Annotated in this window: 10 protein-coding genes; 8 read left to right on the forward strand and 2 right to left on the reverse strand. The window is 66.8% G+C overall.

Annotated features, from left to right (window positions below; all coding sequences use genetic code 11):
* Positions 1-15: 15 nt before the first annotated feature.
* From ABD164_RS08775 to ABD164_RS08800, 6 genes are read left to right on the forward strand one after another with little or no spacing between them, the layout of a single operon-like run.
* A complete protein-coding gene (locus tag ABD164_RS08775; protein WP_344295458.1) occupies positions 16-1,530 on the forward strand; it encodes an ABC transporter substrate-binding protein in 1,515 nt (504 codons plus the stop codon).
* A gap of 36 nt (positions 1,531-1,566) precedes the next feature.
* The gene (locus ABD164_RS08780; protein ID WP_344295460.1) at positions 1,567-2,505 is read left to right on the forward strand and encodes an ABC transporter permease; all 939 of its coding nucleotides are present in this window, start codon (positions 1,567-1,569) and stop codon (positions 2,503-2,505) included.
* Positions 2,502-3,404, forward strand: a complete 903-nt coding sequence (locus tag ABD164_RS08785) for an ABC transporter permease (protein WP_344295461.1) — start codon at positions 2,502-2,504, stop codon at positions 3,402-3,404. Before ABD164_RS08780 ends, ABD164_RS08785 begins: the two co-directional genes overlap by 4 nt.
* Positions 3,401-4,378 carry an ABC transporter ATP-binding protein gene (locus tag ABD164_RS08790; RefSeq protein ID WP_344295463.1) on the forward strand — a complete coding sequence of 326 codons (978 nt, stop codon included), beginning with the start codon at positions 3,401-3,403 and terminating at the stop codon, positions 4,376-4,378. Before ABD164_RS08785 ends, ABD164_RS08790 begins: the two co-directional genes overlap by 4 nt.
* On the forward strand, positions 4,375-5,235 hold the full coding sequence (locus ABD164_RS08795) for an ATP-binding cassette domain-containing protein (protein ID WP_344295464.1): 861 nt from the start codon (positions 4,375-4,377) through the stop codon (positions 5,233-5,235). Before ABD164_RS08790 ends, ABD164_RS08795 begins: the two co-directional genes overlap by 4 nt.
* Positions 5,232-5,996 (forward strand): MBL fold metallo-hydrolase, encoded by a 765-nt coding sequence (locus tag ABD164_RS08800; RefSeq protein WP_344295466.1) that lies wholly within the window; start codon positions 5,232-5,234, stop codon positions 5,994-5,996. Before ABD164_RS08795 ends, ABD164_RS08800 begins: the two co-directional genes overlap by 4 nt.
* Here the strand turns inward: ABD164_RS08800 and ABD164_RS08805 are convergent.
* Positions 5,892-6,674: a DUF2306 domain-containing protein gene (locus ABD164_RS08805; RefSeq protein WP_344295467.1), complete on the reverse strand. Its 783-nt coding sequence runs from the start codon at positions 6,672-6,674 to the stop codon at positions 5,892-5,894. The two genes, ABD164_RS08800 and ABD164_RS08805, sit on opposite strands and share 105 nt — an antisense overlap.
* A gap of 148 nt (positions 6,675-6,822) precedes the next feature.
* Between ABD164_RS08805 and ABD164_RS08810 the strand changes: the two genes are divergently transcribed.
* Together ABD164_RS08810 and ABD164_RS08815 are read left to right on the forward strand one after the other, a co-directional pair.
* A complete protein-coding gene (locus ABD164_RS08810; protein WP_344295469.1) occupies positions 6,823-7,488 on the forward strand; it encodes a TetR/AcrR family transcriptional regulator in 666 nt (221 codons plus the stop codon).
* A 152-nt stretch (positions 7,489-7,640) separates the two neighbouring features.
* Entirely contained in the window at positions 7,641-9,134 is a 1,494-nt protein-coding gene (locus ABD164_RS08815) for a purine-cytosine permease family protein (protein ID WP_344295470.1), read from the forward strand.
* A 100-nt stretch (positions 9,135-9,234) separates the two neighbouring features.
* On the opposite strand, the gene ABD164_RS08820 is transcribed toward ABD164_RS08815, so the two are convergent.
* The gene (locus ABD164_RS08820) at positions 9,235-10,767 is read right to left on the reverse strand and encodes a GMC family oxidoreductase (RefSeq protein WP_344295472.1); all 1,533 of its coding nucleotides are present in this window, start codon (positions 10,765-10,767) and stop codon (positions 9,235-9,237) included.
* Positions 10,768-10,952: the final 185 nt, after the last annotated feature.

Raw genomic sequence — 10,952 nt, forward strand, 5'->3', positions numbered from 1 at the left:
CACAAAGGCTCATCAATGAAGTTGAGAATCCCCGTCGCTGCCGCTTCCATGCTCATGTCCGCCGCGCTGCTGACCGCCTGTGTCGGTCAATCGACCGCGTCGCAAGACGAGGGCACGATCACGATCGCCCTGAACGGTCCGATCGACACATGGAACCCGCAGGAGGCCCTGACGACCCAGAGTTTCGCCGTGTACCCGCAGGTCTTCGCCTCGCTGCTCTCGACCTCGCCCGATGGGTCCGCGATCGAACCGGGCCTCGCCGAGTCGTACGAGTTCGACGACACGGCGAAGACCATCACCTTCCATCTCGACCCCGCTGCGACGTTCAGCAACGGCGACCCGGTCACCTCGGCCGACGTCGCATACTCCGAGGGGCTGTGGGCCGCCGGAGAGTTGTACGGCTCGTACTTCTCGTCGATCGCCTCGGTCGACGCCCCCGACGAGCAGACCGTCGTGTTCACCCTGACCGCCCCCGACCATGCACTGCTCGGCATCCTGGCGACCGCGAACGCCGCGGTCGTGCCCGAAGACCTCGGCGGAGTGGATGCGGCGACGTTCTGGAAGAAGCCGGTGTCAGCGGGCGCCTACCGGATCGCGAGTGAGGATGTGGGTCAGTCGATCACCCTCGAGCGCAATGAGCACTTCGCGGGAGACGGCAGTGACCTGCCGCAGATCGTGGAGTACGTCATGGTCGCCGACGCCGCACAGCAGCTGCTGCAATTCCAGAGCGGCAAGGTCGACGTCGTGAACGACGTGCAACTCGACTCGGCCGGCCAGTACGACCCGAGCCGGCTGCAGTCGACGACCTCGGCGGGCGTCGTCGTGCTGATGCTGAACACACAGGTCGCGCCGCTCGACGACCCGCAACTGCGTCGTGCGATCAACCTCGCGATCGACCACGAGGCCCTGCTCGCCGGTGGTTTCGCAGACCTCGCCGTCGCCGCCACGAGCGTGCTGCCCCAGGTGGTGCCCGGCGTCGCCGCCTGCGAGGAATGCGACTGGCCGACGACGGATGTCGCAGCCGCGACGGAACTCGTCGAAGCCTCGGGCTATGACGGCCAGACCATCACCATGACGGTGCCGAGCGAGGTCGGGCCCGAGAAGCTCGCCGCCCAGGCGCTGGTGCCGATGCTCGCCGAGGCGGGTATCGACGTCGAGCTCGCCGCCGTGCCGGAGTCGGCATTCATCGAGAAATTGGAGAACGGCGACTACTCGGTGGCCCCGATCGTCTACAACGCGCTGGCACCCAGTGCGGTGGATCCCCTCGGGTTCCTCGCCGCGACCGGCATCCTGTTCACGGGAAGCGACCCCACCGCCGCGAACGACGCCATCGCCGCGCTCACCGCTGCAACCGACGAGCAGGCGACGCAGGCCGCGACGGCCGGCTTCGAGGCATGGGCCTTCGAGCACACGCCGCTCGTGCCCCTGGGCGTGCCCGACGTCATCTACGCCGTGTCCGAGCGGGTGGAGGGCTTCGTGCCGAACCCGTACAAGGCGTGGTACGTCGAGGACGTCACCCTCACGCGCTGACGCGATGCATGTCACTGTGGACATGAAGAGGAACCAATGATCTACATCCGATCCATCGCGAATCGCGTCGGACAGCTCATCGTCGTGCTGCTCGCGGTGACCCTTGCCGTGTTCGTCCTCACTCAGGTCGCCCCGGGCGATGCCGCGCGACTGCGGCTGGGCCCGCGCGCGTCCGAGGAATCCGTCGAAGCACTCCGGCAGGAACTCGGTCTCGATCGAAGCCTGCCCGAGCAGTACCTCGAATATCTCGGGCGCCTCCTTCGCGGAGATCTCGGCACTTCGGTGAACGGCCGACCGGTGACCGAGATCATCGCCCAGGGCATCGGCCCCACGTTCTGGCTGCTCGCGGGCACCCTCGTGGTCTCGGTCGTGAGCGCGATCGGCATCGCCTGGGTCGCCGCGATGAAGCGCGACGGCGGCTTCGACCACGGCCTGCGGCTGGTGTTGCTGCTGAGCCTGTTCCTGCCCACCTTCTGGGTCGGGTTCCTGTTGTTGCGATTCATCGCGATACCCACGGGCTGGTTTCCCGTCGGTGGGCTCGGCGATTCGCCGGGGGAGTTGTTCGCCTCGCTCGTGCTGCCCTCGATCGCGGGAGCCATCGCGCTCACGCCCATCCTCGCGCGGAGCCTGCGCTCGAGCCTGATCGACGTGCTCGACTCCGAGTACGTCGCCGTCGCCCGCTCGCTCGGCATCCGTGGCCGCACGCTGTTCGTCGACCACGTCATCCGCAACGCCGCCGGTCCGGTCGTGACGCTGCTCGCACTGAACACGGCGTACCTGTTCTTCGGGGTCGTCATCCTCGAGTGGACCTTCGACATCGGTGGGCTCGGCAGTGCGCTGATCACCGCGAGTACCACGCAGGACGTCTACGTCGTGCAGGGCATCACCCTGCTCTTCGCGGTGGGTGTCGTCGTCGCGAACCTGGCGGGCGAACTGCTTTCCGACGCCCTCGACCCACGAGGAGCGCAATCATGATCGACGTCAGCACCGCCTCGCCGGCGCCGGCGACCGCCGCCGCGACTGACGGCGTACCCCGCAGCGGGCTCAAGCGCGGCACCGGCAAGCTCATCGTCGGTTCGACGATCGTGACCGTCTTCGTGCTCGCCGCGCTCTTCGCGCCGTGGATCACGCTGGGCGACCCGCAGGCCCAAGACCTCGCAAATCGGCTCGCCGCGCCGTCGGCGCAGCACTGGCTCGGCACCGACAGCCTCGGGCGCGATGTGTGGACCCGCCTCGTCTTCGCGGCACAGGTCGACCTGCGTGTCGGCATTCTCGGCGCGGTCATCCCGGCCATCCTCGGAACCCTCATCGGAATCGCCGCCGGCTTCGGCAATCGCGTGGTGGACTCGTCGATCATGCGGTTCTCCGACGTGATCGTCGCCTTCCCCCTGTTCATCTTCTTCCTCGCGCTCGTTGGGCTCGTCGGCCCGGGGGAGGGCTTCTGGTTCCTGGGCCCGGGCGAGTTGCCGATCATCATCGGTTTCGCCCTGATCTCCTGGGTCGTCTACGCGCGTCTCATGCGAACCGAGGTCCGGCGAGTGCGATCGTTGGACTACGTGCGAGCCGCCGAGACGGGTGGGCTGCCCCGCAGGAGGGTGATCGTCGGGCACGTGCTGCCGAACGCGATGAACCAGACCTTCGTCTACGTGTTCGTCGACATCGGGTTGGCGATCGTCGCCGTCTCGACGCTCGCCTTCCTCGGAGTGGGCATCCCGTTGGACACTCCAGAGTGGGGCGCGATGATCAGCTCCGCACGAGGGTACATCAACACCAACTGGTGGTTGATCGTGGCGCCAGGCGCCGCAATCGCCACCCTTGCGGTCGGCCTCGCACTCATCGGCGACGGCCTCGACGATCGGCTCAAACAGTCATGACCACTCAACCACTGCTCGAGGTCTCGCACCTGACCGTCGCCACCGCCGACGGCGCCGTTCCGCTCGTCGACGACGTCTCGTTCAGCGTCGCGCCCGGCGAGTGCCTCGGCCTGGTCGGCGAGTCCGGGTCGGGCAAGAGCCTGACGCTTCGGTCCATCCTCGACCTCTTCCCGACGGCCGTGCAACGCACGGGTGGTCGCATCCGCATGGCCGATGACTCGGGTGTCCTGACCGATCGCGATCCGCGCGGATTGCGAGGCAACGGCGTCTCGATGGTCTTCCAGGAGCCGATGAGTTCGCTGAACCCGAGCATGCGAATCGGCGACCTCGTCGCTGCGGGTGCACGGGCGCGCGGGCTCTCAAAGCGAGACGCAGCGCGGCTGGCGCTCGGCCTGCTGACCGAGGTCGGCATCCCCGAGCCCGAGCAGCGCCTCAGAGCGTGGCCGCACCAGCTCTCAGGCGGGCAGCGGCAGCGGGTCATGATCGCGATGGCGCTCTCGGTCGAGCCGCGACTGCTGCTGTGCGATGAACCGACGACCGCGCTCGACGCCACGATCCAAGACCAGATCCTCGGGCTGCTCGAGCGCCTACGACGAGAACGCGGACTCGCGGTCGTCTTCGTCAGCCACGACCTGGGGGTGATCGCGAGGATCGCCGATCGAACGGCCGTCATGTACGCGGGGACGATCGTCGAGGAGGCCGCGACCGATACGGTGATCGCGCATCCGCGGCATCCGTACACGCGCGCCCTGGTGGAATCGATGCCGGCGACCGACCGACGACTCGACCGGTTGCCGACCATCCCCGGCGCCCCGCCGGCCGCAGGCATGTGGCCAGAGGGTTGCCGCTTCGCTCCGCGCTGCAGGTTCGCCGTCGAGGCGTGCACCGTCTCACGACCGCCCCTCGTCGGCGTGGCCGACGACCATGCGAGCGCCTGCCTGAGAGATCGAGAGCTAGTGGAGATCGCGTCATGACCACCGAGATCGCGCTCGATGACATCGTCGTCGAGTATCCCGTGCCCGGTGCGAAGGGTGGCCGGCGCGAGTTGCGTCGCGCACTCGACGGGATCACCCTTCACATCGAACAGGGGGAGTCGTTCGGTCTTGTCGGCGAGTCGGGTTGCGGCAAGTCGACGACCGCCAACGTGATCATCGGTCTCGCGACGCCGTCGAGCGGCAGCGTCGCCATCGATGGCGAGATCGTGTCGACCCCGCGGCGACCGGCGCTGCAGCAGCACGTGCAGATGGTCTTCCAGGACCCGGCCTCGTCGCTGAACCCCAGGCTTCGCGTGCGCTCCGTGCTCCGCGAGCTGATCGAGCACCACCACGTCGCATCGGGAACTGAGCTCAAGGGCAGGCTCAACGAGCTCATGGACATGGTCGGACTACCTCGTCGGGTGCTCGACGCGCTTCCCCGCGACCTGTCGGGCGGCCAGCGTCAACGCGTCGCGATCGCACGCGCGCTCGCCGTGGAGCCGCGGGTGCTCATCGCCGACGAAGCGGTGTCGGCCCTCGATGTCTCGGCGCAGGCCAAGGTCATCAACCTGCTCGCCGATCTGAAGGATGACCTCGGTCTCACCCTGATCTTCATCTCGCACGATCTCTCGGTCGTCAGGGCCCTCTGCGATCGGGCGGCGGTGATGCACGCAGGGCGTGTGATCGAGGTGGCGCAGACCGAGGTGCTCTTCTCGTCTCCGCAGCAGGAGTACACGCGACGGCTGCTGCGGGCGATTCCCGCGTTCGGCTCCAGTCACGGTGTGCCTGCCGCCCCGACACCGCACGGTCAGCAGCTGCCGCGGGTCTCGGCCGACCGGGAACGGATCTCCCTGTGACGCACACCTTGCCGATCGCATCGACCTGGTATCGCAGCGAGCGCATCACCGACACCATCACCCGCATCGACGAGCCGCACGTCCACGAGTTCCTGCGTGCCAACGTCTGGCACGTCCGAGGACGAGACCGCGACCTGGTCGTCGACGCCGGACTCGGCGTCGCCTCGATGCGCGAGCACCTACCCGAGCTCTTCGCCAACGACCCGGTACTCGTGGTCACCCACGCCCACCTCGATCACGCGGGCGGCGCGCACGAGTTCGATGATTTTCGGATGCACCGGGCCGAGCTCTCGGGCGCACCGATCGCGGCGTCACTGCGCGGGCCAGAGCTCGCCGAACTGCTCGGTCTCGACGAGCCCGATATGCCCGCCCTGCTGCTCGATGCCGTGCCCTCGCCCGAGTTCGACCTCGACGACTATTCGCTGCCTGCCGTTCCGATCACCCACCCCCTCAGCGACGACGAACGCATCGACCTCGGCGACTCGACGTTCCGCGTGTTGCACCTACCCGGACACACACCCGGCAGCGTCGGCCTGTTCGATATTGAGACCGGCACCCTCTTCAGCGGTGACGTGCTCTACGACGACGTGCTCCTCGACGAGCTGCACGGATCGAGCATCGCCGACTACGTGCGCAGCATGATGCGGCTTCGCGGCCTACCTGTTCGGGTCGTGTATCCCGGCCACGGTGAGGTCTTCGACGGCCGAAGGATGATCGAGCTGATCGACGCGTACGTGGACGGACGCGCCCCGAGGGCCTGACGGCTGAGGCCGGCGGCGGCGCAGCGCGGGAGTCACGATGCGAGTGACGATGAAGTATTCGGCCGCGACGGCGTTGACGAAGATGGAAGCCCAGACGCTGGCGCTGTAGATCTCGGTGAACTCGACCCCGAGGGTGGGGCGGAGCATGAGGCCGATGACGAGGAAGATCCGGAGTGTCACGGCCGAGAAGGTCAGGGCGTAGTTGCGGATCATCCAGACGCGGTGCAGTCGCACCTCGCCACGCCGGATGTGGCGGAACCCCTGCGCGAGCGAGTAGAGCCACGCGAGGTTGAGCAGGTAGAACGCGATCTGCGCCGAGAAGCCGTCGACCGAGATCGTCGCTGCGACGAGCCCCGCCATGGCGCCGAGGGCGATACAGATCATGTAGATGCGACCGGTGACGCGGTGTGCGCGTGGAAAGCGCGTGCGAAGCGGGGTGATGAATTGGAACGGCCCGAGAATCAGGGCCAGGCCCGCCGGAGCGGCATGTGCGGTGAGCACGAGGTAGTGCAGCATGGGATCGGGACCGAGCGGTACTGCGCTGTCGTCGGGGTTGCCCGTGAGGTAGCGCGGTACGGCGTAGGCGGCGATGCCGATCGCGAGCACGATGAGGACGATCGAGGGGATGCGCGCCTTCCAGGTGCGAGCGCGGCCCGGTGGGTGGGTGGGAGCGGTCATGACGGTCGTCTTCCTTCCAGGACGGTCGGCGTGGCATTTGAGTTATATAATCTAACTAGAGTGAATACTAGTTATGATGAGCTCGATGTCAAACGTTCGATGGAATCGGTAGTCTGAACTCCCGGAACGCCGACGAAGGGGAGTGCCGATGCCCGACGACGCGCCACGCCGTAACCCGATGCGCGAGCGCTTCCGCGACCAGGTGCGCGACGAGGTGAAAGACGCCGCACTGGCGCAACTCGCCGACGGCGGGCCGCAGGCCATCTCGCTCAATGCGATCGCCAAGTCGCTCGCTGTCACCGGGCCTGCCCTCTATCGCTACTTTGCAGGCCGCGACGAACTGTTGAGCACGCTCATCGTCGACGCGTACGTCGATCTGCGTGATGCGCTCGCCCATGATGCCGACGCCGCCCCCACCGCCGACCGGGTCGAGCGCGTCAGCCGACTCGCGTACGCGTACCGAAACTGGGCACTGGCTCAGCCGCACCGTTACGAACTGCTGTTCAAGCCGCCGCTGCCCGGATACGACGCCCACGCCGCGCCGCTCGCCGAGGCGGCCCGATCGCTCATGGGCATCCTGCTCGGCGCCCTCGCCGAGCGTGCCGCGCCGGCTGACGAGGCGAAGTACACGAACGACGAGGTGCTCGAGGCGCGCAGCGGCGGCACCCAGGATTTCCAGAACGGCGTGCGCACCTGGTCGCGGTTGCACGGCTTCGTGAGCCTCGAGCTCGGCGGAGCCTTCGCGGCGATGGGGCTCGATGCCGACGCGCTCTTCGACGCCGAGGTGCACGCCCTCGCACCCGCCGTCAGCTGACGTCGCAGAACACGGTGTCGCGGCCTTCGTTGTTCGCTGCCGTTGATCGAAGGCGTTGACGACGTTGTCCGGTGGGAGTATCGTGCATTTGTCATTGAGTTCATAGATTTCTTATGAATATTCCGACGCATGAATTGAACGAGGGGTCAACGATGACCGCAGCACAAGCGTCCGGCAAGTCGAACGTGATCGAGGCTTTCGGCGTCGACACCATCCCCGATTCGGAACGCATCGGGCGCCCCCGAGATGTCGTCGGGGTCCTGGTCGGCTCCAACATGTCATTCGGCACGATTCTGTTCGGCTGGCTACCGGTAGCGTTCGGGCTCGACTTCTGGGCTAGTGTCACCGCGATGGCCGTGGGCACGTTCATCGGAATCCTGCTGGTGGCACCCCTGTCCGTGATCTCGATGCACACTCGCACCAATCTGTCGACGAGCAGTGGCGCCACCTTCGGCGTTCGCGGGCGCCTCATCGGCTCCGGCATCGGGTTGCTGCTCGCACTCGGTTATACCGCCCTCATCGTCTGGACGGGCGGTGGCCTCGTCGTCGGACTCCTCGACCGGTTCATGGGAGTTCCCGACACGGGCTGGACGTACGCCATCGTGTACGCCGCGATGGCGGCGATGACGATCGTCATCGCGATCGTGGGCTATCGCTTCGTCGTCAAGCTCAACCGGTGGGTCGTGATCGGCACGCTGGCGCTGATGGCGCTCGGCGTCATCGCGTACGCGGGTACCTTCACCACGGAGGCGATCGTCTCCGAGTACGCGGCCGGTGGATTCTGGCAGACCTGGGCGCTCGCCGTCGTCGCGGTCGGCGTCAGTGGTCCCGTCGCCTATATGACCGTGCTCGGTGATTTCACGCGCTACATTTCGCCTCGTCTGGTCTCCCCGAACAAAGTGCTCCGCGCGACCGGGCTCGGCTTGTTCTTCGGGCTGTTCATACCGCAACTCTTCGGGACGTTCACCGCATTGGCCGCTCGGGCATCCGAGGACTATGTGACCTCCCTGGTGAACACTGCACCGATCTGGTTCCTGATTCCGCTTGCGTTCAGCGGACTGTTCGGCACGCTGGGCAACTCGAGCATGCTCGTCTACGACATGGGTCTCGATCTCGACGCCATCGTGCCGCGTCTTCGTCGTACGACGGCGACAGCAGCCGTGGCCGCTGTTGCGGTCGTGCTCGTGTTCATGGGGCACTTCGTCTGGAATGCCGAGGACGCGATCACCGCGTTCGTGCTCATGCTCACCGTTCTCGGTACCCCATGGGCGGTGATCACGTTGATCGGTCATGCGGATCGCAAAGGACGTTACGACGTCGACGCCCTGCAGGTGTACAACCGCCGTGCGCGTGGTGGAATCTATTGGTACCGCGGCGGATGGAGCATGCAGGCGGCCTTCGCATGGATCATCGGAGCGGGTGTCGGCCTGCTCGGGGTCGACACCGTCCTGTACCGGGGGCCGCTGCTCGACCTCACCGGCGGAGTCGACGGCAGCTTCCTGATCGCCGGCGCGCTCAGCGGTGCGGCTTATCTCGCGATGACACGGCGCTCATCGCCGGGGGGCGGCCTGAACGCCGGGTCATCCAGCTCGGCCGATGACGCACCCGTTCGCGTGGAACCGTTTCACCCTCACCGGCAGCAATAGGTTGACCGCCGCTCCGCGTCCGTCGGCCCTACTCTGCCCGATGCGGAGCAGCCGCGCCGCAACGCTGGGCCGGAAGCGGTCCCGAATCAAGCCGGCCACGTCACCGATGCCCGTCCAGCAAGAACCGTGCGATGCGCTCTGCGACGACGACGACCGGCAGCGCCGGCGTCGCGCGGGGGATGTCGGGGAAGATGGATGCATCGGCGATCGTGAGACCCTCGACGCCGATGACGCTTCCGTCATGCCGAACCACACTCATCGGGTCAGTCTCGGCGCCCATGCGGCACGATCCGGCCGGATGCCAGTAGTGCGTGTGGTGCCGCCGAATCCATTCATCGACCTCGGAATCCCTGTACTGCGCCAGATCATGCAAGGCGTGGCCGAGAAACCTGCTCATTGTGCCCTCGACGATGTTCGTCGTGATCCAGTTGAGCCCGAACCGCAAGGAGCCGAGATCGGCAGCCCCGGGGTCGCTCAAGAAGCCGGGATCGACGACGGCGGCTGCATCCGGGTCGGCGCTTCGCAAGCGAACCGTGCCACGAGAACGAGGACGCAGTTGACTCACCGGGAACACCGCACGCCAGCCGTGTTCGAGGTCGGCGTCTGGCTCGATCCACGGATACACGTGCAAGTCGAACGGGCCGTCGGCGTGCGGCGAGCGCAGTTTGACGACGGTCTGCTCTTCGGGCAGCCACTGCGTCGCAGCGAAATCGGCGAGAGCACTCGCGAGTTCGGCGGATCCAGCGTACTCCAGGTGCACCGCGGGGTGCTCCTGCAGGTTCTCGCCGACACCGGGCAGGTGCACCGCGTTCGGTATTCCGAGGTCCGATAGGTGCCCGGCGGGGCCGATGCCCGATCGAAGGAGGATCTCTGGCGACCCGTACGCTCCCGCGCACAGAACGACGCGGTCGGCACGGGCCACGTGCAACTGGCCGTCGCGGCGATAGCGCGCGCCCACCGCTGCCACCGTGCCTCCTTGGATCAACACGGTCTCGACGTGCGCGCGGTCGATGACGGTGAGTTCGGGTGAGGAGCGCCAGGCGTCGAGAAACGCGAAGGCGGTGTTCATGCGCATCCCGTCGACGACGTTGACCGGCGCGCAGCCGACTCCCTGTGCGCCGTCGAGCTGGTGCAGGTCGTGCTGATAATTCAGGCCCGCGTCGACGCTACTGTCGATAAACGCTCGATGGAACGGCTGGATCTCCTCTTCGCTGTAGAAGCGAAGACGCAGAGCGTCCATCGCATGCTCGAAGTCCTCCGACAGGCTCGCCGCATCCCAGCCCACGGAGCCCTGTGCGGCCCATTCGTCGTAGTCACCGGCCCACCCGGCCGTTTGGGTGCAGCCGTTGTGTGCGGAGCATCCGCCGAGCACACGTGCTCGTTCATATCTCAGCGGCTGTCCGCCGGCGCCGACACCGCAATACCCCCAGTCGTGGCTGTCGAGAGGAAGCGCGGCGGCGTCGAGCAGTTCTCGCGGCCAGCTGCCGTCGATCAGTGACCCGTAGTCGGGGCCGGCCTCGATCAGCGTGACGCGATGTCCAGCTGCGAGGAGGCGGGCAGCGACGACGCATCCGGATGTCCCCCCGCCGAGCACGAGGAAGTCTGTGGTTTCAGAGTCGGGACGGCCCGTCATGGCGCTCCTCTTGACCATCGGCACACATCAAGATCGGTGCCTGGTGGGCGTAGCTCGTAAATGATTTATGATCTATGTGATCGTTGCACGGTATATCCGCCCGTGCAGCATGTCAACGAGCCACGGCCTTCTCAAAGTCCGGCGAGGCGCCGGGCGGTTTCGGGGTCGCGCATGGCTGACCGGGT

The organism is Agromyces neolithicus, assembly GCF_039529735.1.
GTDB classification, from domain to species: Bacteria; Actinomycetota; Actinomycetes; order Actinomycetales; family Microbacteriaceae; genus Agromyces; species Agromyces neolithicus.